Origin of the sequence: Microbacterium hydrocarbonoxydans (genome assembly GCF_023715885.1) — a bacterium.
Lineage (GTDB): Bacteria > Actinomycetota > Actinomycetes > Actinomycetales > Microbacteriaceae > Microbacterium > Microbacterium hydrocarbonoxydans_C.
Window position 1 is genome coordinate 686,569 of sequence record NZ_JAMBOY010000001.1, and the last position, 23,984, is coordinate 710,552.

A 23,984-nucleotide genomic window follows, 5' to 3' on the forward strand; every position below is an offset into this window, starting at 1 on the left:
GAGACCCACCTCCCGCGTCGAGACCCACCTCCCCCGACGTACCGGGCGGTGGGTCTCGACGAGCGCGATGGGTCTCGGCGACAAGAGTGGTCTCAGCGATGTGAGACCCGTGCCATCACGGAGTGGGCATGCCGCCGTTCACGTTCAGCGTCTCGCCGGCGACGTAGCTCGACTCGGCCGAGGCGAGGAACACGTAGGCGGGTGCGAGCTCGGCCGGCTGACCCATGCGCCCGAGTGGGGTCTCCTCGCCGAACTGCTCGATCTTCTCCTGCGGCTGGCCGTCGCTCGGCTGCAGCGGCGTCCAGATCGGACCGGGCGCGACGGCGTTCACGCGGATGCCCTTCGGTGCGAGCTGCTCGGCGAGACCCTTCGTGAAGGCGTTGATGGTCGCCTTGGTCGACGCGTAGTCGACGAGGATGCCCGACGGCGAGTAGGCCTGGATCGACGTCGTGTTGATGATCGTCGAGCCGGGCTTCAGGTGCGGCAGTGCCGCCTTCGTGATCCAGAACATCGCGTACACGTTGGTCTTGAACGTGTCGTCGAACTGCTCGTCGGTGATGTCGGTCAGGGACTCCTGGAAGATCTGCTTGCCGCCGTTGTTGACGAGGATGTCGAGTCCGCCGAGCGCGCCGACCGCCTCCGACACGAGGGTGCGGCAGTACTCCGGGTCGCGCAGGTCGCCCGGGATGGTCGCGACGTTCGCGCCGGCTTCGCGCAGGATGCCGGCGATGCGCGCCGCATCCTCCTCCTCCTCGGGCAGGTACGACAGGGCGACGTCGGCCCCTTCACGTGCGAAGGCGATCGCCGTGGCGGCGCCGATGCCCGAGTCGCCACCCGTGATGAGCGCCTTGCGCCCCTTCAGGCGGTCGGAGCCGCGGTACGACTCCTCGCCGAGGTCGGCTTTCGGTGTGAGATCGGCGTCGAGTCCCGGCTCGGGCATGTGCTGCTTCTGCGGCTCGATGTCGGAGTAGAGCTCGGCGGGGTTGACGAAGGTGTACTGGTCACGAGACATGGTGTCTCCTCTCCTTGTTTTCCGGTCGTGGTCTTCGGTCTGGTCAGCTGTCGGGCAGCAGGTCTGAGGGCATGACCTCGCGCATGGTCATCGCCGCGGTGAGGAAGGCCAGGTGGCTGAGCGCCTGCGGGGTGTTGCCCCAGGCCGAGCCGTCGTCGGCGTCGATCATCTCGGCGTAGATGCCGACGTCGTTCGCGAGTGTGAGCAGCTGGTCCATGCGCTCGCGCGCCTCCTCGTGACGGCCGACGCAGGCGAGTGCCTCGGCCAGCCAGAACGCGCACGCGACGAACGTCTTCTCCTCGGCCGAGACGCCGCTGTAGCGGTACAGCAGCGCGCCGGCCCCGAGCTGATCGATGAGGGCGTCGATCGTCGACGACATGCGCTCGCCACGATCGAAGCCGCTCGGCGCATGCAGCAGCACGGACGCGTCGAGCGCGTCGGCGCCGGGATAGAAGACGTACGCGCCGCGCTCCTCGGACCAGCAGTTCTCGTCGATCCACCGCCGGATGCGGTCGCGCTCCGCTCGCCAGCGCTCTGCGCTCCCCGGAATCGCGCCCGCCTCGGCGAGGGCGACGGCATCCTCCAGCGCCTTCCAGCAGCCCATCTTCGACGAGGTGTAGTGCCGCTGCTCCGGCAGCTCCCACATGCCCGAGTCAGGGTTCCGCCACACGTCGCAGGTCCGGTCGGCGATCTGCGACAGCATCCGCCCTGTCCCGATGTCGAGCACGTTGCCGGCGTCGACGTAGGTACGGCAGATCGCGATAAGGTCGCCGTAGACGCCGAGCTGCAGCTGCTCGCCGGCCGGGTTGCCTGTGACGACCGGGCCGATGTCGTCCCACCCCGAGACGTCGTACTCGGTCGGCGCCGGTACGAGATCCCCGTCGAGCGTGTACATGACGTGCAGGTCGTCGCCGTGGCGACGGATCGTGTGCAGCATCCACGACAGCGCAGCGTGGGTCTCCTCGCGGAGGCCGAAACGCACGAGCGCATGCGTCGTGTAGGCGAGGTCGCGTACCCACGCGTGCCGGTAGTCCCAGTTCTTCCCGCCGTCGGGGTTCTCCGGCAGCGACGTCGTGGCGGCGGCGGCGATCGCCCCGGACGGGCTGTAGATCAGCAGCTTGAGAGCGAGCGCGCTGCGCTGCACCTGCTCGCGCCACGGGCCGTCGTACGAGAACACGCGCGACCAGTGCTGCCAGTTCTCGATCGTGCGGTCGATGCCGTCGTCGACGTTGTAGGGGTCGGGGAGGTGCAGGGGCTCGTCGTGGGTGGCTGCGAGCGAGAGCAGATGACGCGAACCCGGCGAGGTCGCGAACGAACCGGTCAGCTCCGCCCCGAGCGGGGCATCCGGGTCGGGGTCGGCCGGACCGTGCTCGAACCCCGTCAGAGCGAACGCGGTCTCGCCGCTGCGGATGACATCGCCGTGCTCCGTGCGCTCCAACCACGGGGATGCTGTCTGCAGCGACGATCCCGGCTGCACGCGCCACCGCATAGCGACCGCGCCCTCGACGCCGTCGATGCGTCGCGCGAGTTCGGCCCACGGCATCCGTCCGGCCACCCCGGAGACCATCGCGTCGGTCACCCGCACCACGCCGTCGTCGGTGGTGAACGTCGTCTCGAGCACGTTGGTGTCGGGGATGTAGCGGCGCTCGGAGCGGAAATCCCCGTCGGGCCGAAGCTCGAAGCACCCACCGGTCTCGTCGTCGAGCAGTCGTGCGAACACCGGCAGATCGGTGAGATCGGGCAGCGGCAGCCAGTCCACCCGTCCGTCCTCGCCGATCAGGGCGACCGTGCGCCCGTCGCCGATGGGCGCGTACGACCCGATCGGACGAGCGGGGGATGCGGGGGGCATGACCCCATGCTCGATGGCCGCAGCCGACCTGGCAAACGCCTTGCGCGGACCCGGGGGAGTGGGTTAGACGCGAGAGAGCCGCGTGGTCGCACGGGGCGTGCGGGTCAGGGCCGCACCCGGACCGTGCGCCCCTCGAAGGTGACGAGATCGCCGTCGCGCAGCTGGCGTCCTCGGCGACGATCGACCTCTCCGTTGACCTTCACGAAGCCGTCGATGACGACCTCCTTCGCGTCGCCGCCCGAGTCGAGCAGCCCGGAGTACTTGAGGAACTGCCCGAGTCGGATCATCTCGCCGCCGATGGACACGTCGGTCGGTTCGGATTTCGCCATGACTGCGATCGTAGTCGCGGCCGGGCTCTGTGCATGGTCCTGTTCTCGGCGAGGAGGTCGTTTGCGAACGCGTCGCCGCGGGCGTGTCGAGGTAGGCACCTATGAGGTGAAGTCTGCATGAACGGGGCCGCAGATAGGTTCCTATGTTGCGGCGCTTCGTGTCATCCTCGGGGCTGTCGGAGACCTCCGCACACCCCCCCGTCAGAAGGAACCCCATGAAGCTCGCTCGCACGCTGGGCATCCTCGTCGCCGGCGCTCTCGCCGGCACGGCAGCTGCCTCGGCCGTCCCCATCGTCGCCACCGCGGCCGTCGATCCGAATCGCCATGTCGTCGTCATCGGCGTGGACGGTCTGCTGTTCGACAAGATCGCTCCCGCGAACGCCCCCGTCCTCGACTCGATGATCGCGTCGGGGTACTCGAGCACCACCTCGCTCTACGCGGCACCCATGGCCCAGACCCTGTCCGGGCCGGGCTGGGCCACGAACCTCCTCGGAGTGTGGCCCGACAAGCACAAGGTCCTCGGCAACAGCTGGACCGCCGCCAGCATCGCCGCCTACCCCGACTTCCTGACGCGCCTCGAGAACGCCGACCGCGCACACAGCACCTACGCCGCCGTCACGTGGGCGCCGCTCATCAACGGCTCCGGGGGGCCTGGCCTCATCACGACCGCCGTCGACCGCCGGTACGTCTCCACAGGTGACGCGGACACCGCGGCGAATGCGGCATCGTACCTGCGCGACTCCGCACCGAATGCCTCGTTCATCCACTTCGACGACGTCGATCACGCGGGTCACTCCTACGGCGCGGCCTCGCAGCAGTACCTGGATGCCGTTGCCGAGATCGACGGGTACATCGGACAGATCCGCAGCGCAGTCGCCTCGCGCCCGAACGCCGCGTCGGAGTCGTGGACGTACATCATCACCTCCGATCACGGTCACACCGACGGCGGTGGGCACGGCGGCAACACGGCGGCCGAGCGCTCTTCGTTCATCATCAAGACCGGTCCGGGGGTGGCGAAGACCACACCGGCTGTCGCGCCGAAGAACGTCGACATCGCCGCTGACGTGCTCAGCATGTTCGGCGTGGCGATCCCCGCGGAGTTCGACGGACGTCCGCTCTCGGCGACGTCGACCGACCCGTTCGACACCCGCGCGGGCAGCCTGCAGGGCCGTGTCGACGAGACCGGGATCCCCTCCACGACTCGGGGATGGACCAAGTCGTTCCCGTCGGGCTGGAGCGTCGACGACTCGGGTATGGGCACAGGCGGCGTGACCGAATGGCGGGGGTGGTCGCTCACGACCGACCCGTTCTGGACCGCCACCGAGCGCGGTCAGCAGCGCGAGTCGAACGTGCGGGCCCGCGGCGTCTTCGCGGTCGCGGACAGCGACGAGTGGTCGGACAAGGCGCGCACCGGCACGTTCAACAGCCTGCTCACCTCGCAGACCTACGCGGTGGGCGGCAAGAGCAGCGCGACGGTGTCCTTCGTGTCGCACTATCGCAAGGAGGGTGCCGAGACGGCGTCCGTCCTCGTCTCGTTCGACGGGGGCGCCTGGCAGAACGTGACCACGTACACAGGCGATCGGATCGCGGTCGCGGAGAAGTTCACGGTGGCCGTTCCCGGCGGCGCGTCGTCGATGCGAGTGCGATTCTCGCTGACCGGAGGCGACAACAACTGGTACTGGGCGGTGGACGACCTGCGGGTGGGGTGAGCGCCGGGGCGCGGTGGGCGGCGTCGACGACGCCGCCCACCGTGCCCTTCTGCTTCATCCCGGAATATTAACTGCGCCCAAGAAAGCGGCCACCGCCATGCGGAGAGACCACCGCACGGGCCGTCGTGCCGCGGAGTTCCGGGATTTCTTCCTGCTGCGGTCGGCTCCTGAGGGACGGTGTCGGGCAGCCTCGTCACGCCCTCCGACGGGTTGACGCCTCCCACGCCCGCCCCTAGGTTCCGTCAGCAAGGGCGCGCCCCAGGCGCCCCGTTCTCAACCACGAGAGGAAGAACCTTGTCCCCACTCGCCCGGAAGCGCCGGCTCTCCCCACGCGGCCTCACCGCAACGGCCGCCGCCTTCGCCTGTCTCTCGCTGATCATGACCCCGTCGTTCGCCGGCGCGACCGCAGACGATCCCGACGACCCGGAGATCGTGGGTGCGGCCTCGCCCTCCGCGGTCGAGGGCGAGTACCTCGTCGTCCTGAAGCCCCAGTCCGCTCTCGGTGCCGCCGACGACATCGCCTCCGCACTGACGCAGACCCTCGGCGGCGAGATCCTCGACGTGTTCAACACAGTGCTCGACGGATACTCCGCGACCCTCACCGAATCGGAGGCGCTCGCCATAGCCGCTGACGACCGCGTCGACCACGTGGAGCAGGCGCAGAAGGTGTACGCCCTCGACGAGCAGGTGGGCCCGCCCAGCTGGGGAACCGACCGCGTCGATCAGCGCGATCTCCCGCTCGACGCGCGGTTCCGGTATCCGGATTCCGCGGGCTCGGGTGTCAACGTGTACATCGTCGACTCCGGCATCCGTCTCACTCACGCGGAGTTCGCGGGGCGGATCCGCCCGGGCTTCGACGCCGTCACTGCCGGCGGCAACGGCGCCGACTGCAACGGGCACGGGACGCACGTCGCCGGTACCGCGGTCGGCTCGACGTACGGCGTGGCCAAGAAGGCTTCCGTGTACCCGGTGCGCGTGCTCGACTGCCGCGGTGAGACGGTCAGCACAACCATTCTCAAGGGCATCGAGTGGGTCGCCGAGAACGCCGTCCGACCGGCCGTCGTGAACTACAGCGTCGGATGCCGCACCGCCTGCTCGATCCCTTCGATCGACACGGCTGTCAAGAATCTCGTCGCATCGGGCGTCACCTGGGTCTCGGCCGCGGGCAACAGCAACGACGACGCATGCAGGTACAGTCCCCAGCTCGTACCCGAGACCATCACGGTGGGCAACACCACCCGAGTCGACGCCAAGGCTCCCTCGAGCAGCTGGGGCCGGTGCCTCGACGTCTGGGCTCCGGGTAGCGAGATCGTCTCCTCATGGTTCACCGGAGACACCGAGGCCGCGACCGCGACAGGCACGTCGATGGCCTCGCCGCAGGTCGCCGGTGCTGCGGCGCTGTTCCTCGGCGCCGATCCCGCCGCGACCCCGGCGCAGGTGCATGCGGCCATCATCGACAACGCGACACCGGGCAAGATCACCGGCCTCGACCCTGCGTCGACGAACCGTCTGCTCTTCACCGGATTCCTGAACGGCGCGACGCCTCCTGGGCCGACACCGGTCGACCTCGCCGCCGTCGCCGACCAGAGCGGCACGGTCGGGCAGCCGCTGAGCATCGCGACCCGAGCGACGGGCGGCACTGCACCCTACGCGTTCACGGCGACGGGGCTGCCCGACGGTCTGACGATCGACGCATCGACGGGAACGATCTCCGGAACGCCGACGGCTGCTGCGACATCCCACGTCACCGTCACCGTGCGCGACGCCGGCTCACCGACGACCAGCGATTCGATGACCTTCCGCATCGTCGTGGCGGAGGGCGCCGTGACCCCGCCCAGCACCTGTGCGGGAACGCTCGTCAGCTCCGGCTCGCTGACCGCCGGGCAGCAGGCGACCTCGGCGGCGTTCACCCGCGTCGCCGGCTCGCTGGAGGTCTGCCTCGACGGACCCGACGGGGCGGACTTCGACGTCTACCTGCAGCGGAACTACTCGTTCCTGGGCTGGATCACCGTCGCACAGGGCACGTCGATGAACCCGGATGAGAAATTCGGCTACCGGGCGACAGCCGGCTCGTATCGTCTGGTCGTCAAGGCCGACGCGGGATCGGGGGCCTTCGCGGCCACGGTGAAGTGAGCATCACCGGAAGGTGAGGTCAAGGTGGGCGGAGCGGATGAAGGCGCTCCGCCCACCGGTGCCGTCGACGAGGAGGACGGCGGGAGAACGACCGCTCGGCACCCCTGCCGCGTGCGATCGTGTCACCAGGAGATCAGAGTCGCGTTCACGGCTCGGCGTTCTCCTGTGAACGGCAGGTGGTCGGAGCTGGGCCGCAGCGACGAGACCGCGCGGCGTCAGTCGTCGGTGTCGGTGCCGACCACGGCGAAGTCGGCGCTGAAGTCGATGTCGACGGATCGACGGTCGCTCGACACGACGCGCGCGTCATAAGGGCTCGCGGCGTCGTCGTCGACGTCGAGGTCGGTGATCAGACCATCGGCCTCGTCGAGCGCCGCCGCGACCAGGGCACGCAGAGCCGCGTCGTCGAGCACGTACGCGGGAGCCGTGTCGTCGTCGGCCTCGTCGTCCGAGGAGATCACGGTCGCCGACCCCTCGGCGTCGACGCGGACCTCGGTCTCGCCGCCGGTTCCGTTCGTGAGCTCGACCTCCCAGGTGCCGTCGCGCTTGGCGTCGATCGAGGTGACCTCGCCCTCCGCGGCGCCGCGCGCGGCGTTCGCGACGTCGATGAGGTCGTCCGCGGAGTCGGTGCCGATCCCCGTGACGGGGCCGTCCGACGGTCCCTCGTCGCGTCGGTCCTCGTCGCGGTCGTCGCCGGGCCCTCCGCCCCGCTGGCCCTGATCGGGTGCGTCCTCGTCGCCGCGCGGACCCTCGGAGAACCCGGGGCGATCGTCGTCGTCGCCGAACTCGTCGCCGATCGCCGCACCGACGGCGACTCCGCCTCCGGCGAGCAGCACGGCGGCGGCGATCCCGCCGCCGATCAGCCATCCCCGTCGGCTCTTCTTCGGAGCGGGTGCGGCCGGCACGGGTGCTGACTGCGCGGTCGCACCCGTCGCGGGGTGCTGCGCGGTCTGCGCGGCGGGGATATCGGATGCCGGGGCGACGGGAACCGTCGGTGCATCCGGCGACGAGGTCGGGGTGGTCTGGGGCGCCGTGCGCGCGGCATCCTCTGACTCGGGGCTGTGGTCCTGGTTCGGGGTCTTGTCGTTCATGTCTTCGATGGTGTCGGACGGGCGCTGAAGCGATCCTGAAGCCTCCTGAAGCGGCTTTCAGGAACGCGGCGTTCCGCGGTGGTCGCCGCGTTTCGTCTCGTCGCTGCGCTCCTCGCTCAACGACCGGTGACCAAACCCCCGGATCGTTGAGCGAGCGGAGCGAGACGAAACGAGGTGAGTGCCGTGCGACGCGTACCGCGTTTCGTCTCGTCGCTGCGCTCCTCGCTCAACGACCTGTGACCAACCGACAACTGCGGTGTCAGGCGAGGGGCAGCATCACCACGAAGCGGGCGCCGCCCCAGCGCGACTCGTCCACCGTCACCGTGCCATGGGCCGCGGTCGCGATGGCACGGACGATCGACAGCCCGAGTCCGCTGCCTCCGGCATCCCGGCTCCGCGCCTCGTCGAGCCGCACGAAGCGCTCGAAGACCCGCTCGCGCTCCTCGGGAGGGACGCCGGATCCGTCGTCCTCGACCGTGACGAACACGTGCCGGTCGACGGGCGTGACGCCCACCGCCACGCGACCGCGACTGTGCCGGGCGGCATTGTCGGCGAGGTTGCGCACGAGCTGACCGAGGAGCCGCGGATCCCCCTGCACGCGGGCCGCCGCGATGCCGGAGCCGTCGACGTCGAGACCCGACGCGCGCAGCCGTCGCACCTCACCGAGGGCGAGGTCGTCGAGATCCACCAGTTCGTCGTGCGTGCTCGCCCCCTCATCGAGGCGCGCCAGCAGCAGCAGCGATTCGACGATGCCCTGCAGGCGGAGCCCCTCCTCCGATACGACTTCCGCGAGCTCGTCGAGGCTGGTCGTCGCCGGGTGCGTGCGCGCGAGCTCCGCGTGCTGACGGATCGTCGCGAGCGGAGACCGCAGCTCGTGTGAGGCATCGGACACGAACCGGCGCTGGGCGGTCGCCGAGGCGTCGAGCCGGTCGAGCATCCCGTTCATCGTGACGGCGAGCGCGGCGATCTCGTCGGCAGACGGGGGCACCTCGACCCGGCGATGGAGGCGTTCGGCGGTGATCCCGTCGACCTCCTCGCGAATGCGGTTCACGGGTCGCAGCGCGCGCCCTGTGACGAGCCAGGTGGTCGCGGCGACCAGCGCCAGCAGCAGCGGAACGGCGATCACGAGGAGCAGCGCGACCGTCGACAGCGCCTCATCGTCGTCGTCGAGGGGCACCGCGAGCACGAGGGTCTGGTCGTCCCGCAGGTCCTCGGAGACGACGAGCATCGGCTTGTCGTCGATGGTCATCGTGTGCGTGTCACCGTCGGAGGGCAGCGCGGTCGAGCCGAGTTCGTCCTGCGCCTCCTCGCTCGCGGCTCGCACAGTCCCGTCCGGTCCGATCACCTGCACGATCTCGTCGTCCAGCGTGCGGACGTCTCGCCCGCCGGGGCCGTCGAGGCGGTCGACGAGCTCTTCGACCCGCTGCTCCGCGGCGCGCTCGGTGGTGGCGCGGATGCTCGCGCTGAGGATGCCGTAGAACGAGAACGCACCGATGAGCAGCGCCGCGGCCACGACGAGAGTCGCTCCGAGTGTGGTCCGTCCCCGCACCGAGCGCCACCCGCGACTACCCACCGTCGGCCGCCAATCGGTAGCCGGCGCCGCGGATCGTCTCGATCGCCTCACGGCCGAACGGTTTGTCGACCTTGCGGCGCAGGTGGCCGACGTACACCTCGACGATGTTCGGATCGCCGTCGAAATCGTCGTCCCACACGCCGTCGATGAGCGCGCGCTTCGAGAGCATCTGGCCGCGATGCCGCATCAGGTGCTCGAGCACGGCGAACTCGCGGGCGGTGAGGGTGATGAGCGTGTCGCCGCGCCAGACGCGATGCGCCGCCGGGTCGAGCCGCAGGTCGCCCGCTTCGAGGATCGCGGGTCGCGCAACGGCGCCTCGGCGCACGAGGGCCCGGAGCCGTGCGACGAGGATCGCGAACGAGAACGGCTTCGTCACGTAGTCGTCGGCGCCGGTCTCCAGCGCCTCGACCTGATCCCACTCGCCGTCCTTCGCGGTCAGCATCAGCACGGGCGTCCAGTTCTCCTCGGCGCGCAGCGCCTCGCAGACCTTCCAGCCGCTCATGCCCGGCATCATGAGATCGAGCACGATCGCGTCGTAGCCGGTCTCGCGGGCCCGCCACAGTCCGTCGACACCGTTGTGCGCGACGTCGACCGCGAAGCCTTCCGCCTCGAGGCCCCGCCGAACGGCGTCGGCCAAGCGCACCTCGTCGTCCACCACCAGGATCCGCATTCACCCAGTGTGGCGGCCGCGCGCTGAATCAGGGCTGAAGGACGCTCGGGAACCGAGGCGACGGGACGAATTATGAAACCGGTTGACGGTGCCGAGGGACAAGGCGGACATCCACAACCGATATACAGCGTCGGGATCACGGGATGGCGCGTTCGGCCGCGGGGAGCCTCTGTCACAATCGCCATGGCGGAAGGGCCGCCACCGTTCCGAGGGAGGGGAATGGAGAGCGATGAATCACCGCCGAGCGCGTTCGCCCAGGCTCTCAGAGGGGCACTCGAGCGGCGCGGGATCTCGCTGCGCACGCTGCGCAGTCGGCTGCGCGACCGCGGCCACGAGGTGAGCATCGCTTCGCTCTCGCTCTGGCAGTCCGGAGCGCGCCGACCGAGCACGGATGCGTCCGCCGATGTGGTTCGGGAACTCGAGGACCTCCTCGGTCTCGATGACGGGCACCTGGCCGGGATGCTGCGTCCGCACCGCCGTGTTCCGCCGGACCGGAACATCCCTTTCGCCAGCTTCATCGGCCTCGAGCACAACAGCGTGACGGATGAGAGCTCGGCGCGGCAGCTGTCGGAGCGCTCCTCGACCCTGATGTCGTACGTGGATGCGACCGGAAGGTTGACGCGCAACGTCGCCAGGAACGTCTGGCAGGCCCGAGTGGACGGCGCGCAGGAGGTGGCCGCCTTCCTCACCGTCGAACCGGAGGAGGTGGCGCCGCCGAAGGTGCGGGGTCTGATCGGATGCGAACTGTCCGACGTCGTGACCGACACGCGGCAGCGGGTCATGCGCGTCACCGTGCGGCTGAACGCGCCGCTCCTCAAGGGCGACATGGCACTCGCCGAATGGGAGTCGTTCGACCACCGCTACGAGCCGGACGCGGTCAGCGACTTCCAGGGGCTCGTCGCGGTGCGGCCAGAGGCCGAGGTCGGCGTGTTCATCTACTTCGACCCCGAGCACCTGCCGCGCCGATGCCTCGTCTCCGTGGAGACGGAGGACACCCACCGCGTGTTCGCGACGTCGCCCGTCGGAGCGTGCGTCTCGCACATCGAGTACGACTTCGGCCCCGGGATGATCGCGGTCGAGTGGGAGTGGTAGATCTCACACGTCGGTGCGGAACCCCGCCGCCTTGTGCGTGCCGTCGCAGAACGGCTTGATCGTCGAGAGGCCGCACCGGCACAGGGCGACCGTGCGACGAGTGACCTCGATCGGCTCACCCTCGACGGTCTGCAGCGACGCCGCGCCTCGCACCAGCAGCGGTCCATCGGGGTAGGCCGTGATCGTCACCGCGTCGGACGCCGTCATGCGACTGCCCCCGCGCGGAGCGACGACTCTCCACGCTGCCACGCGTCGAGCACGTGCCCGCCCATCCAGCCGTCGACGGTCAAGCAGGCCGATGCGCCGAACATGATGTCGTCGAGCAGTTCGGGGTGGTCCTCGGCGAGGGCTCCGGCGAGGTCGCGCCCCGCGATCTGCTCGTGCACGGCATCCGCCTCGACGTGCTCGTCGAAGTAGTCGGTGACGTCGTCCGAGAAGCCGAGCCGGCGCAGCCCGTCGGCGTACAGGCGGCACGGGATCGACGAGGTCATCTCGTAGGCGGCGAGGTGCCCGACGATCGCGCCGACGAGTCGTCGGTTCAAGCCGAACATCGACATGAGGTTGTGCGAGGCGAAGGTGATGGCAGGCACGTCGTCGACGTAGGCGCCGTAGGTGTCGTCGAGACCCACGCCGCGCATCGCCCGCGCGAAGATCTCGGCGTGCACACGATCGGGCCGCCCGCCGCCGTACTCGTCGGCTTGGATCTCGACCAGCGCCGCCTTCGCCCGCCCGTGCAGACGGGGAATGGCCCAGGAGTGCGGGTCGGCCTCGCGCAGCGTGTAGATCGACCGCTGGACGAACATCTCCGGGATCTGCTCGCGGGTCGCCTTCTTCGCCACGTACCGCGACAGGCTCGGACCCGAATCGGCCGCGGCGAGGGAGAAGAGCGCGCGGCCCACGGCATCCACCGTCGGCTCGGGCGACTCCGGCTGGGGTACTTGCGCACGGAGCGCTTCCTCGAACGACTCCTCGAGAATCCGACGCGCTGCGATCAGTTCGGCGTCCCATTCCAGATCGGGGTCGAGGCCCGGGAGCGAGCCGTACGACGAGGCGTACAGCAGGAACAGCGACAGCTGCACGTCGTCGTCGCGGATCGCATCGGCGACCGCAGGGAGAGCTGCGCGGGCGGCATCTGCGGGAGCGGTGTCGGCGTGCCCGCGCAGGCGGCCGAGCACGGCCTCGCTGATCGGCCCCCGCGCCGTCACGGTGTCGAGAGTGGAATGCGCGAGCGCAGTCATCGGTGATGCTCCCATCGGTCGGATGCTCGCAGTCTGCGCGCATGCACGCCGGTCACAAAGGGACTTGACGCGGGGTGGTGATCTGCGGAAGCGCATGGTGCTCGACGGGGCGGGGGCCATGTGGTTGCATGGCGCCATGACCGGAATCCGGGGGGATGCGGCGAGGCGGGCAGGCGCGCCGCTCGTCGTCGCGACGATGCTGCTGCTGGGCGGATGCGCCACCGCGACGGGCCCCGGGGCCACGACATCTTCCGCCACCCCGAGCCCGACGGTGGCGTGTCCACAGGTCGAGGGCCAGACCCTGCCCCCCGAGTGCGCGCCCTACGACCCCGACCATGCGATGGCGCAGAACGATCGGTACCGCGAGCGGATGGATCTCGGCGAGGAGGAGCGAGCCGCGGCGGCGCAGCCCCTGGCGGAGCTGCAGCAGAGCCTCGAAGCGCTACGGGATTCCGGCAGCATCTCGGTCGACGTCGTCGAGCAGGCCCTCGACGACGCCGGCCTGTCGGACCCGCAGGTGCGGGGCGACGAGCGGGCCGTGGCGTTCGGCGCCGTGGCGCCGCAGGGCGGGTGCGTGTTCGGCGAGGTCCGCGCCGACGGGGTCACCGTCGACGTGGGTGGCTACATCATGGACGGCGGCTGCCTGCCCGCCCAGTGACGCCCGTGGAACCGCGGATCAGGCGTGCACCGGGTAGTGGCTGCTGATCGCGATGCGGTTCCAGCTGTTGATCACCACGGCGAGCCAGGTCACGGCGGCGATCTGCTTCTCGGTGAGCACGCCCTCGACCTCGATGCCGCGATCGGCGAGTCGCCCGTGATCGCCGATCATGGTCACCCGCTCGGCGATCTGCAGGGCAGCCTGTTCTTCGGGCGTGAAGTACTGCGACTCCCACCACCCGGCCAGGACCGCGAGCCGGTCGGCGGTCTCCCCGGCCTTCACGGCGTCCGCGCTGTGCATGCGCAAGCAGAACGCGCACCCGTTCAACTGCGATGCCCGCACCTTGACGAGCTCGACGAGCAGCGGCGAGAGTCCGGCATCGACCCCCGCGGCAACCGCCTGATCGTTGAACTCGAGCATCGCCTTGTAGGGGGCCGAGTAGATCTTGCCGATGTTCACGTGCGACACGTCGTCTCCTTCATTCGTGGGGCGCCGGATGTGCCTCCACTCGTATGACGACGGAGGGGGCGGGAGTGTGAGGGTGACATCGAGACGCCCCCGAGACGAGAGTCTCGGGGGCGTTTCGATCGCTGCGGGACGGAAGGGCCCGGCAGGGGCGGCAGGTCAGGAGGCGACGGAGACGGAAGCGTCTGCGATGAGCCCGTCCATGAGGGCGCGGGCGTTGCCGTAGCCCTCCGAGATCGCGGCGTGCTGCATGGTCAGCAGCACGTAGTCGGCGTTCTCGGCGATCGCGAACTCCTTCTCGATCGTGGTCCAGGCCGGAAGCACCCATGGCTTGTCGTTCGCCCTGGCAGCTGCGATCACCTTGCGGAAGTCGTCGAAGTCGGCCTCGGTCTGCCGATACGCGCCGCGACCGCTCATCGCCGCGAGGTCGCCGGGGCCGATGAAGATGCCGTCGACCGTGGGCAGCGCGGCGATGCCCTCCACGTCGCGAAGAGCCCGCGGGTCCTCCACCATGGGGAAGACCTTGATGTCGCGGTCCTGCGCGGCGATCCACTCGTCGGAGTAGCCGCGGTAGCTCATGGTGCGGCCGCCCGCCAGGCTGCGCGAGCCGAGAGGCGGGAACTTCGCGAAGTCGGTGATGCGCTTGGCGTGCTCCAGTCCCTCGATGTGCGGGATGATGACGCCGTCGGATCCGAAGTCGAGTGCCTGCTGGATCGCGCCGCGCTCGGGGACGAGGACCTTCGACAGCACCTCGAGTCCGAGGCCCTTGAGCAGCGGGATGAAGCGCTCCAGGATCGCGAGGTCGAACGAGCCGTGCTCGATGTCGAGCACGACGAAGTCGTAGCCGAGACCGGCGACGATCTCGCCGATCGCGCTGCTGCCGTCCGAGAGCCAGGCCCCCTGCTTGAGTGTGTGAGTCATGATGTTCCTTTCGGTGTTCCGGGTGGGGGCGTCAGGCGGATGCGACGACGGTGAAGCGGCGGTTGGCGAGCGAGGGGTTCACGCTGCGGACCTGGGCGATGCGCTCCGGACGGGCGTCGGCGACGGCGATGCCGGTGGATTCGCCGATCTCGCCGAGGGTGATCCCCATCGGATCGACGATGATGCTGCCTCCGGTTCCCACGCCGGGGCCCTGCGAGACCGCGGCGACGTAGAGCGTGTTCTCGATCGCGCGGGCGCGGGCGAGCGTGTTCCAGTGGTCCTCCTTGCGGGCCCCCGGCATCCAGGCGGCGGGGTAGAGCAGCAGGTCGACGCCGGCGTCGGCGTGCTCGCGCGCCACCTCGGGGAAGCGCAGGTCGTAGCAGGTCAGCATCCCCACGGTGACGTCGTCGACCGTGAACGTCACGGGTCCGGCGATGTCGCCGGGGCGGATGTGGTCGGACTCCAGGAACCCGAACGCGTCGTAGAGGTGGAGCTTGTGGTAGACCCGCGACAGGCCCTCGTCGGGCGTGACGAGCACGAGCGTGTTGTAGCCGCGTGACTCGCCGTCGATCGACTCGAGCATGCCGGCGACGATCGAGACCCCGGTCCGGCGGGACAGCTCGGCGAGCCCCCTCACGAACGGACCGTCGAGCGGCTCGCCCTGCTTCACGAACTCCTCGTCGAGGGTGGGGACGTCGAACATCGCGAACTCGGGGAAGACGACGAGGCGCGCTCCGGCGGCCGCCGCCTCCTCCGTGAGCCGCGAGATCTCCGCGAGGTTCGCGGCCTTGTCGTCGCCCGAGACCATCTGGCCGATCGCGAACTTCATGATGAACCTTCTTCCGTGGTGAGGCTCTCCGGAACGGAGAGCTCGGTGATGCAGTGCTGCACGAACGCCCGGCCGACCGCGTCGAGGCGGCGGTCGAACCAGGAGATCGAGGTCGTGAGCCCCACCGAGGGATTCACGAGCGTGCGATAGACGACGTTGTGCTGCGGGATGTCCGACAGCGACCTCGGGATGAAGCAGACGCCCATCCCGGCCGACACCATCGCCGCCTGGTCGAGGTAGGAGCCCATGACCTCGAGCGATCGCGGTGAGAATCCGGCGCGCATGCAGGCCGTGACGACGGCGTCGTAACCCGTCGGGTTGGCGGTGCGCGGTCCCTGCAGGATCCGTTCGTTGCGCAGCATCGCGAAGTCGACCTCGTCGACCCCGGCGAGAGGGTGATCGTCGGGGAGCGCCACGAGGTACTCCTCGGCGAACAGCGCGGTCGAGGAGAGGTCCTTGAGATCGGGCTCGGTGAGCAGGATGGCGACATCTATCGACCCCTGCTCCAGCTCGTCGACGAGCAGCGAGGTAGGGATGCTGCGCACCTGCACGGTCGCGGTCGGGTGCGTGCGGATGAAGCTGCGCACGGCGCCGGCGGGAGTGCTGAACATCATCGCGGGGACGATCCCGACGCGCACCCGTCCGAACTCGTGGCTGCGCTGATCGTCGAGCAGCTGGGTGATGTGCTGCATGGCCTCCAGCACGCGCCGGCAGCGGTAGTAGAACTCACGGCCGGCCTCGGTGGGGGTGATAGGGCGGGTGGTGCGGTCGATCAACGCGACCCCGACGTCCTTCTCCAGCCGCGATATCTGCTGCGATAGCGCCGGTGCCGTGATGAAGAGGCTGTCGGCCGCCTGCTTGAAGCCGCCGGCATCCACGAGGGTCACGAACAGCTCCAGTCGTCGTGTCTCCATTCGCTACGCCCTCCTCAGCGCGAGGCGCTCTGCGCGCCGCACCCGCTGGATCTCGGGGTCGGGCACCGGGGCAGCGGCGATCAGGCGCTTCGTGTACTCGTCGTGCGGGTGGTGCAGCACCTCTTCGGTCGGTCCCTCCTCGACGACGTCGCCGTGCCGCAGCACGACCACGCGGTTCGACAGGGTCTCGACCACCGACAGGTCATGGCTGATGAACAGGCACGAGAACCCGAGCTCCCGCTGCAGCGCGAGGAACAGATCGAGCACCTGCGCCTGCACCGACACGTCGAGCGCCGAGGTGGGCTCGTCCGCGATCATCAGCACCGGGTCGGTCGCGATCGCGCGGGCGATGCCGATGCGCTGCCGCTGTCCACCGGACAGTTCGTGCGGGTAGCGGTCCGACCAGTCGGGATTCAGCTGCACGCGCTTCAGCAACTCCTTCGCCCGCGCCCGGCGTGCCCGGGGATCTCGCACCAGTCCCTGCCACAGCAGCGGGTCGGAGATCGCCTGCCCGATCGTGCGCCGGGGGTTGAGGGAGGACGCCGGGTCTTGGAAGACCATCGTCACGTGCCGTCGCAGCTGGCGCAGGGCACGCCCCGGCCGCCCGGTGATGCGCTCGCCGCGTACCTCGAGCATGCCCTCGGTCACCGGGAGCAGTCCGATGGCGGCCTTGCCGATGGTCGACTTGCCCGACCCGGACTCGCCGACCAGGCCGACGATCTCGCCGCGCTGCACCTCCAGGTCGATGCCGTTGATCGCCTGGAAACCGGGGCGGCGCCAGCGACCCGGATACCGGATCACGGCATCCTGCAGTCGCAGCACCGTCTCGGGCAGCGGCGTCGTGGCTGTGACCCCGTCGATGCGCAGCTTGTTGCGGGCCGCCGAGAGGAAGTCGTCGGCCTTGCCCAGGTGCGGCACTGCGGCGAGCAGTGCCTTCGTGTACGGCTCCTGCGGGGTCTTGAAGAGCTGCGCCGACGGCGCCTCCTCCACGACGCGGCCGTCCTTCATGACGACGACCTCGTCGGCGACATCGGCGACAACTCCCATGTCATGCGTGATGATGAGCACCGCCATGCCCATGCGCTCCTGGATCTCGGCGATGAGGTCGAGGATCTCGGCCTGCACCGTGACGTCGAGCGCGGTGGTCGGTTCGTCGGCGATCAGCAGGTCGGGCTCCGAAGAGATCGCCATGGCGATCATGGCGCGCTGCCGCTGACCGCCGGAGAGCTGGTGCGGGTAGTGGTCGACCTTCTCCTCGGGGGCCGGCATGTGCACGTCACGCAGCAGTTGCACCGCGCGCTCGCGCGCCACCCGGTGATCGAGCTCGTGGTGGCTGGTGAGCGCCTCGATCAGCTGGTGCCCGATCGTGTAGACGGGGTTCAGCGCCGTCATCGGCTCCTGGAAGATCGTCGCTATGCGCGACCCTCGCAGCGGCCGCAACCCCTTGTCGCGCAGCGGCACGAGGTCGGTGCCGTCGAAGAGGATGCGTCCTCTGCGCCGTGCGTTGGGTGGGAGCAGGTCGAGGATCGACATCGCGGTGACCGACTTGCCGGAGCCCGACTCGCCCACGAGCGCGAGAGTCTTGCGACGGTCGACGCTGAACGACACGTCGTGGGTGACCTGACGCCAGCCGTCCGGGGTGGCGAACTCGACGGACAGGCCGTCGACCTGCAGCAGCGGTTCGTTCATGAGCGCTTCTTCGCTTTCGGGTCGAGGAGGTCGCGGAGGGCGTCGCCGAGGATGCCGAACGCGAGGATCGTCAGCACGATGACCGCGCCGGGCACGAGCAGGACGTGCGGATCGGTCGTCAGGTACCGCTGACCCTGCGCGACCATCGAGCCCCATGACGGGGTGGGCGGGACGACGCCGAGGCCGAGGTAGCTGAGCCCGGACTCCATGAGGATCGCCGCTGCCATCGTCAGCGAGAACTGCACGATGATCGGCGCCGAGACGTTCGCGAGGACTGTGCGGAACAGGATGACGACGGTCGGCGCCCCGAAGGTGCGGGCCGCGTCGACGTACTCCTCGCGTTTCGCGGAGAGCACCTGGCCGTAGGTGATGCGGGCGAAGATCGGGGCGAACAGCACGCCGATCGCGATGATGAGCGTCACAGGCCCCGGTCCGTACAGGGTGACGGCGAGGAGCGCCAGCACGATGGGCGGGAAGGCGAGGATGACATCGACGATGAGCCGCATCGTGACGACCTCGGTGATGCCGTTGAAGTAGGCGCCGAGGAGGCCGAGCAGGGTTCCGAGCACGGTCGCGAGCACCGTGGCGCCGAGGGCGATGAAGAGCTCGACCTGTGCGCCGAACATGATGCGCGAGAGGATGTCGCGGCCGAGTTCGTCGGTGCCGAGCAGGTGCCCCGGGCTGAACATCGGCTGCAGGCGGATCGCGACGTTCTGCGCGATCGGGTCGTACGGGGCGAGCAGCGGCGCGAAGGCCATGAGCACGAGGATGACGACGAGGTACACGACCATGACGGCGCGGAGCGGGGTGATCGCCTGACGGAGGCGGGGGCTGATCTTCATGCTCGCCTCACTCGGGGGTCGAGGATTCCGTAGGTGATGTCGACGACGATGTTGATCGCGATGAAGAGCATGGCGATCACGATCACGACGCCCTGCACCACCGGGTAGTCGCGGGTCGTGACCCCGTCGACGAGGAGGCTCGACAGGCCCGGATAGTTGAACACCCGCTCCACGAGCACGGTGGATCCGAGCAAGGTGCCGAACCCGATGCCGACGACTGTGACGACCGGGGTCAGGGAGTTGCGCAGCACGTGCCGACGGAACACCGTCATCGGAGCGAGGCCGATCGACTTCGCGGTGCGCACCCAGTCCTGGGTCTGCACCTCGAGCACGGCCGATCTCGTCATGCGAGCGATCTGCGCCGCGAACCCGACCGCGAGCGAGACCGCGGGAAGGGTGAGGCTCTTGATCGCGCCCAGGAAGTCCTTCGAGGGGTCCACGTAGCCGCCTGCCGGGAAGAGGCCGAGGGTGATCGAGAAGACGAGGATCAGCACGGCGCCGAACACGAACACCGGAAGGGCGACGCCGATCGAGCTGAGCGCGGTGACCAGTGTGTCGACCCATCCGCCGCGGCGGGCGGCGAGAGCGCCCATCGCGACTCCGATCGCGATCGACAGGACCGTGGCGTAGGCGACGAGCAGGAGCGTGCGGGGGAGGCGGGCGCCGATCGCCTCGAGCACGGGCTGCGAGGTGCGGAACGATTCGCCCAGGTCGCCGGTGAAGACGCCGCCGAGGAACGAGAAGTACTGCGCGAGCAGCGGCTGGTTCAGGCCGAGCTGCTCACGGAGCGCCGCCACGGCCTCCGGGCTGGGCGCCCCGCCGTCACCGGTGCTGAGCAGCAGCACGGCGGGGTCGCCCGGAACGAGTTGCAGTGCCGAGAAGATGAGGGTGAGGACCAGCAGGACCAGTCCCACCCCCATCGCCAGCCGCTTCGCGATGAAGAGGATCACGGCAGGGTCACTCCACCGAGGCGTGAGCGAGGTTGAGCGAGCTGTAGAAGACGAGGAACCCGGGCAGCGTCTCGAAGCCCTTCACCTTGTCGTTGTAGGCGTACGCCTGCTCGCGGGTGTTGATCGAGGCGAACGGCACGTCCTCGGCCCAGATGTCGGCGATCTGCTCGTAGATCTCCTTCTTGGCCGCGTCGTCGTCGGCGGCGCGCAGGCCGTCTTCGATCAGGCCGCGCAGCGTCTCGTTCGAGTAGCCCCAGCCGACGTTGAAGTTGCGGCTGTCGACGACCCAGTTCAGCAGGTAGGACGGATCGGTGATCACGCCGGCGTCACCCGAGACGGCGAGGTCGTACTCGCCGGCGTTGCCCTTGCTGACGCGGGTCGACCAGTCGGGGGCGTCGAGCGTGACGTCGATGCCCACCGCTCGAAGATCCTCCTGCACCGACAGCGCGTTGTCCTGCAGGAACGTGTACTGCGAGGTCGAGAGCAGCGTGGCGGAGAAGCCGTCGGGGTAACCGGCATCCGCCAGCAGCTCCTTGGCCTTCTCGGGGTCATAGCTCCACAGCTCGGCGGCCTCCGGGTCGTACGCGGGGTCGTCCTCCGGAATCACGATGCCGTCGAGCGGCGCGCCGTTGCTCTGGAATGCCGCGGTCACCGCGTTCTCGCGGTTCAGCGCGTAGGCGACCGCCTGGCGCACCTTCGGATCGGCGAACGGTCCGTCGGTGACGTTGAACTGCACGTACTGGAACGGCCCCTGCTGCGCATCGACCGTGAGGCCGGCGTCCGACACCCGCTGGAAGTTCTCCCACGGCACGTACTCGATCATGTCGACGTCACCGCTGAGCAGCGCGTTCGTGCGGGCCTCGCCGTCGGGGTAGAACTTCACCTCGATGCTGTCGAGCGAAACCTCGTCGGCGTCGTAGTAGTCGTCGTTCTTCTCGACCGTGAGGCCGATGCCCTGGTCGAGGTTCGTCATCTCGAAGGGGCCGGCGCCGACCCAGTTCGCGGTGTCGGCGTTGAGCGACGAGTCGGGCACGATCGCCGCGAACGGCAGGGCCAGGTACTGCAGGAACGCGGTGTTCGGCTGCGCGAGCGTGATGGTGACGGTGTCGCCGTCGGCGGTGATGTCGGTGATGTCCTTGAGGCCGGCGGCCAGCTGCGAGCCGTTCGCGGGGTCGCGGTAGTAGTCGAGGGAGTTCTTCACGTTGTCGGCCGTGAGGGGGGTGTCGTCGTGGAACGTCAGGTCCGGACGCAGCGTGAAGACGTACTTCGTGGGGTCGCTCGTGTCGACCGATTCGGCGACACCGGGGACGACGGCGCCCGACTCGTCGTAGGTCATGAGTCCGCGGTGGACCATCGTGAGCAGCTGGTTCACGGCGCCGCCCTGCTGCATGCCGGTGATAGGGGTCGCCGGCTCGGCTGACAGACCGAACACGAGGGTCTGCGATCCGCCCTCGCCGCCCGAACCACCGGAGTCGCCCGAGCCGCCGCAGCCGGCGAGGACGAGGACGGATGCCGCGCCGAACGCGACGGCGCCGATCCAGCGGGCGGAGGTGCTCCCGTGACGGCGGAGGTGCTGTGAAGCAGGCATGACGAAGTCCTTCCATGGCGCGCCGAGGCGCCACTGCTCGAGGTGTCACGAAACACGGAGCGTCGTCATCGACGGCTCCGTTGCTCGTCGGGTGAGGGGATCTCGGGTGTGGCTGAACCCTTCGAGATCGATTATGTCGACGCCGCAGATAAGTGGAAAGTTCGACTTCTCAGTGCGACACAACGGATTGCTTAACCTGCTCTCACGATCAGGTGTTTTCTTACCCGGGGTTACGCCAGGCGTGCATCTCGAGGGGGTTGTCGCGGAGCTTGCGCATGACGCCGCCGTCGACGAGGCGGCACGCGGCGGACGAGGGCTTCCGCTCGGCCTGGTCCACGACCGCGGCGCCGAACTCGTCTGCGAGTTCGAGGCGCGGATGGGTGGCGAGCACCTCGCGGACGAAGTCGTCGGGGAGGGCATCGGGCCGCGCGCCGGAGATGTCGAGCGCGGTGGCGATCTCCAGCAGGTAGCCCTCGGCATCCTGAGCCGGATCGACGCTCGGCCAGTTGTGCTCCACGATGACGTCGAGCACGCGGCGGCGGCGCACGGCACCCCATCCCGCGCCGGCCGTCAACGCGACGCCGACGTGCCCGCCCGCGTGCTCGTACGCGAGTGCGTGGTTGTCGAACTCGGGGGTGAGGCCGATGTCGTGCAGCATCGCCGCGACGTAGAGCAGCTCGTGATCGACGGCGTCGAAACCCTCGACGGCCGCGAACGCCTCGGCCCACAGCCACGACCGCCTGACGTGGTTCAGGATCGAGGGCGAGTGGTACTCCCGCGCGAGGGCGAGTGCGCCGCGCGCGGCGGCGGTGTCGGGAACGGGGAAGTCGGCGATGTGCATGGCGCCAGTCTCACTCGCTGGCGGAGATGCCGCGAGCGCGCGGGCGGACAGCATCCCTCCGAATCCGGCCAACGCCCCGCACGAATCGCGGAGAAGGGCAGGAGATGCGGACGCCGTGCGCATCGGCATCCGAAACTCGTGCCCCTCTCCGCCGAAAGAGACCGGTCAGCCGACGCGGGCGCCCACCCGGTAGCGCGCCGCGCGATGCGTGTCCTGCACCCGGTCGCCCTTGCCGTGCAGCTTGTGGCGCAGCGTGCCGGGCGTGTACTCCTCGGGGTAGGCGCCGCGTTCGCGCAGCACCGGGATGACGTGCTCGATGACGTCCTGCCAGGTGCCGGGCGTGACGGCGTAGGCGAGGTTGAAGCCGTCGATGTCGGTCTCGTCGACCCAGGACTGCAGCTCGTCGGCGATCTCCTCGCCCGAACCGACGATGGTGGGGCCGAGGCCGCCGATGGCGTTGTGGCGTCCGAAGTCGCCGACCGTCCATTCGCGTCCGAGGTCGGCCTCCTCCTTGAGGTGCTGGAGCACCGACTGGATGGCGTTCGACTCGACGTTGCCCACGGGCTCGTCCTCGGCGTACTCCGACAGGTCGACGCCCATCCACCCCGACATGAAGGTCAGTGCGCCCTCGGGGCTCGCGTACGACAGGTACTCGGCGTGCTTCGCCGTGGCCTCCTCGCTGGTCGCCGCGGTGATGACGGTGAGCAGGGTATAGATGCGGGCGTCGTAGCGGTCGCGCCCGGCATCCTCCAGCGCATCGCGGATGCGCTTCAGCGTGCCCGCCAGCACCTCCTTCGACGGCGCCGCCACGAAGATCGCCTCGGCGTTCTCAGCCGCGAACTTCACGCCGCGGGGGCTCGCACCCGCCTGGTAGATCACGGGTGTGCGCTGCGGCGACGGCTCGGAGATGTGGATGCCGGGAACGCTGAAGTGCTTCCCCTCGTGGCCGATCGGGTGGACCTTCGCCGGATCGGTGAAGACGCCGCGCTCACGGTCCTCGATCACGGCGTCGTCCTCCCACGACCCTTCCCACAGCTTGTAGAGCACCTCGACGTACTCGTCGGCGTGGTCGTAGCGGTCGTCGTGAGCGAGCTGATCGGTCTGGCCCATGTTGCGCGCGGCGCTGGGCAGATACCCGGTGACGACGTTCCAGCCCACGCGACCCTGCGTGAGGTGGTCGAGCGTGCTGAGGCGACGGGCGAAGGGGTAAGGATGCTCGAACGCGGTGCCCGCGGTGACGCCGAAGCCCAGGTGCTCGGTCACGGCCGCCATGGCGCTGATGAGCAGGATCGGATCGTTCACCGGCACCTGAGCGCCGTTGCGGATCGCGGCCTCGTTCGTGCCGCCGTACACGTCGTACGTGCCGAGCACGTCGGCGATGAAGATGCCGTCGAAGGTGGCGCTCTCTAGGAGCTTCGCGAGGTCGGTCCAGTACGAGATGGTGTTGTACTGCCGCGAGCGGTCGTCGGGGTGGCGCCACAGCCCGGACGACTGGTGGGCGACGCAGTTCATGTCGAAGGCGTTGAAGCGGATCTGACGGGTCATGCGGTCAAGGAAACCCCGCGCCGCCAGCTCCGTGCCAGTGTCACCGACA

Annotated in this window: 22 protein-coding genes; 4 read left to right on the plus strand and 18 right to left on the minus strand. The window is 69.3% G+C overall.

The window, feature by feature from the left end; translation table 11 throughout:
* Positions 1 to 115 precede the first annotated feature (115 nt).
* The 3 genes from M3195_RS03270 to M3195_RS03280 form a co-directional block, all read right to left on the minus strand.
* Positions 116 to 1,012, minus strand: coding sequence for an SDR family oxidoreductase (locus tag M3195_RS03270; RefSeq protein WP_251585117.1), 897 nt, complete (start codon positions 1,010 to 1,012; stop codon positions 116 to 118).
* A 43-nt stretch (positions 1,013 to 1,055) separates the two neighbouring features.
* Positions 1,056 to 2,861: a glycoside hydrolase family 15 protein gene (locus tag M3195_RS03275; RefSeq protein ID WP_251585118.1), complete on the minus strand. Its 1,806-nt coding sequence runs from the start codon at positions 2,859 to 2,861 to the stop codon at positions 1,056 to 1,058.
* Positions 2,862 to 2,965: 104 nt separating this feature from the next.
* Entirely contained in the window at positions 2,966 to 3,190 is a 225-nt protein-coding gene (locus M3195_RS03280) for an RNA-binding S4 domain-containing protein (protein ID WP_251585119.1), read from the minus strand.
* 215 nt (positions 3,191 to 3,405) lie between these two features.
* Here M3195_RS03280 and M3195_RS03285 point away from each other — a divergent pair, with 215 nt between their 5' ends.
* Both M3195_RS03285 and M3195_RS03290 read left to right on the plus strand, forming a co-directional pair.
* Positions 3,406 to 4,899 (plus strand): alkaline phosphatase family protein, encoded by a 1,494-nt coding sequence (locus M3195_RS03285; protein ID WP_251585120.1) that lies wholly within the window; start codon positions 3,406 to 3,408, stop codon positions 4,897 to 4,899.
* Positions 4,900 to 5,193: 294 nt separating this feature from the next.
* Positions 5,194 to 7,032 (plus strand): S8 family peptidase, encoded by a 1,839-nt coding sequence (locus tag M3195_RS03290; RefSeq protein WP_251585121.1) that lies wholly within the window; start codon positions 5,194 to 5,196, stop codon positions 7,030 to 7,032.
* A 215-nt stretch (positions 7,033 to 7,247) separates the two neighbouring features.
* Here the strand turns inward: M3195_RS03290 and M3195_RS03295 are convergent, their stop codons facing one another.
* The 3 genes from M3195_RS03295 to M3195_RS03305 form a co-directional block, all read right to left on the minus strand.
* Complete coding sequence (locus M3195_RS03295; RefSeq protein WP_251585122.1) at positions 7,248 to 8,120, minus strand: hypothetical protein; 873 nt, start codon at positions 8,118 to 8,120, stop codon at positions 7,248 to 7,250.
* Positions 8,121 to 8,379: 259 nt separating this feature from the next.
* Entirely contained in the window at positions 8,380 to 9,633 is a 1,254-nt protein-coding gene (locus M3195_RS03300; RefSeq protein ID WP_251585123.1) for a sensor histidine kinase, read from the minus strand.
* Between the two features lie 52 nt (positions 9,634 to 9,685).
* A complete protein-coding gene (locus M3195_RS03305; RefSeq protein ID WP_251585124.1) occupies positions 9,686 to 10,363 on the minus strand; it encodes a response regulator transcription factor in 678 nt (225 codons plus the stop codon).
* Positions 10,364 to 10,582: 219 nt separating this feature from the next.
* On the opposite strand from M3195_RS03305, the gene M3195_RS03310 reads away from it, so the two are divergent.
* Positions 10,583 to 11,455, plus strand: coding sequence for a hypothetical protein (locus M3195_RS03310; protein ID WP_251585125.1), 873 nt, complete (start codon positions 10,583 to 10,585; stop codon positions 11,453 to 11,455).
* A 3-nt stretch (positions 11,456 to 11,458) separates the two neighbouring features.
* Here M3195_RS03310 and M3195_RS03315 read toward each other — a convergent pair whose 3' ends face one another.
* Positions 11,459 to 11,662, minus strand: coding sequence for a CDGSH iron-sulfur domain-containing protein (locus M3195_RS03315; protein ID WP_251585126.1), 204 nt, complete (start codon positions 11,660 to 11,662; stop codon positions 11,459 to 11,461).
* Positions 11,659 to 12,693, minus strand: coding sequence for an iron-containing redox enzyme family protein (locus M3195_RS03320; RefSeq protein ID WP_251585127.1), 1,035 nt, complete (start codon positions 12,691 to 12,693; stop codon positions 11,659 to 11,661). Before M3195_RS03320 ends, M3195_RS03315 begins: the two co-directional genes overlap by 4 nt.
* 136 nt (positions 12,694 to 12,829) lie before the next feature.
* On the opposite strand from M3195_RS03320, the gene M3195_RS03325 reads away from it, so the two are divergent.
* Positions 12,830 to 13,351: a hypothetical protein gene (locus M3195_RS03325; RefSeq protein ID WP_251585128.1), complete on the plus strand. Its 522-nt coding sequence runs from the start codon at positions 12,830 to 12,832 to the stop codon at positions 13,349 to 13,351.
* Positions 13,352 to 13,369: 18 nt separating this feature from the next.
* On the opposite strand, the gene M3195_RS03330 is transcribed toward M3195_RS03325, so the two are convergent.
* The 10 genes from M3195_RS03330 to M3195_RS03375 all read right to left on the minus strand — a co-directional run bounded on the left by M3195_RS03330 (position 13,370) and on the right by M3195_RS03375 (position 23,935).
* Positions 13,370 to 13,819 carry a carboxymuconolactone decarboxylase family protein gene (locus tag M3195_RS03330; protein WP_251585129.1) on the minus strand — a complete coding sequence of 150 codons (450 nt, stop codon included), beginning with the start codon at positions 13,817 to 13,819 and terminating at the stop codon, positions 13,370 to 13,372.
* A gap of 156 nt (positions 13,820 to 13,975) precedes the next feature.
* Positions 13,976 to 14,737, minus strand: coding sequence for an HpcH/HpaI aldolase family protein (locus tag M3195_RS03335; RefSeq protein ID WP_251585130.1), 762 nt, complete (start codon positions 14,735 to 14,737; stop codon positions 13,976 to 13,978).
* Between the two features lie 31 nt (positions 14,738 to 14,768).
* Positions 14,769 to 15,566 (minus strand): carbon-nitrogen hydrolase family protein, encoded by a 798-nt coding sequence (locus tag M3195_RS03340; RefSeq protein ID WP_251585131.1) that lies wholly within the window; start codon positions 15,564 to 15,566, stop codon positions 14,769 to 14,771.
* The gene (locus tag M3195_RS03345; RefSeq protein WP_251585132.1) at positions 15,563 to 16,480 is read right to left on the minus strand and encodes a LysR family transcriptional regulator; all 918 of its coding nucleotides are present in this window, start codon (positions 16,478 to 16,480) and stop codon (positions 15,563 to 15,565) included. Before M3195_RS03345 ends, M3195_RS03340 begins: the two co-directional genes overlap by 4 nt.
* A gap of 3 nt (positions 16,481 to 16,483) precedes the next feature.
* Positions 16,484 to 18,169, minus strand: coding sequence for an ABC transporter ATP-binding protein (locus M3195_RS03350; RefSeq protein WP_251585133.1), 1,686 nt, complete (start codon positions 18,167 to 18,169; stop codon positions 16,484 to 16,486).
* Positions 18,166 to 19,011: an ABC transporter permease gene (locus tag M3195_RS03355; RefSeq protein ID WP_251585134.1), complete on the minus strand. Its 846-nt coding sequence runs from the start codon at positions 19,009 to 19,011 to the stop codon at positions 18,166 to 18,168. The genes M3195_RS03350 and M3195_RS03355 overlap by 4 nt, the downstream gene beginning before the upstream one ends.
* Positions 19,008 to 19,961, minus strand: a complete 954-nt coding sequence (locus tag M3195_RS17055; protein WP_251585135.1) for an ABC transporter permease — start codon at positions 19,959 to 19,961, stop codon at positions 19,008 to 19,010. Before M3195_RS17055 ends, M3195_RS03355 begins: the two co-directional genes overlap by 4 nt.
* Before the next feature lie 7 nt (positions 19,962 to 19,968).
* Positions 19,969 to 21,549: an ABC transporter substrate-binding protein gene (locus M3195_RS03365; RefSeq protein WP_251585136.1), complete on the minus strand. Its 1,581-nt coding sequence runs from the start codon at positions 21,547 to 21,549 to the stop codon at positions 19,969 to 19,971.
* A gap of 220 nt (positions 21,550 to 21,769) precedes the next feature.
* Complete coding sequence (locus M3195_RS03370; protein WP_251585137.1) at positions 21,770 to 22,390, minus strand: HD domain-containing protein; 621 nt, start codon at positions 22,388 to 22,390, stop codon at positions 21,770 to 21,772.
* Positions 22,391 to 22,555: 165 nt separating this feature from the next.
* Entirely contained in the window at positions 22,556 to 23,935 is a 1,380-nt protein-coding gene (locus tag M3195_RS03375) for an LLM class flavin-dependent oxidoreductase (RefSeq protein WP_251585138.1), read from the minus strand.
* Between the last annotated feature and the right edge of the window lie 49 nt (positions 23,936 to 23,984).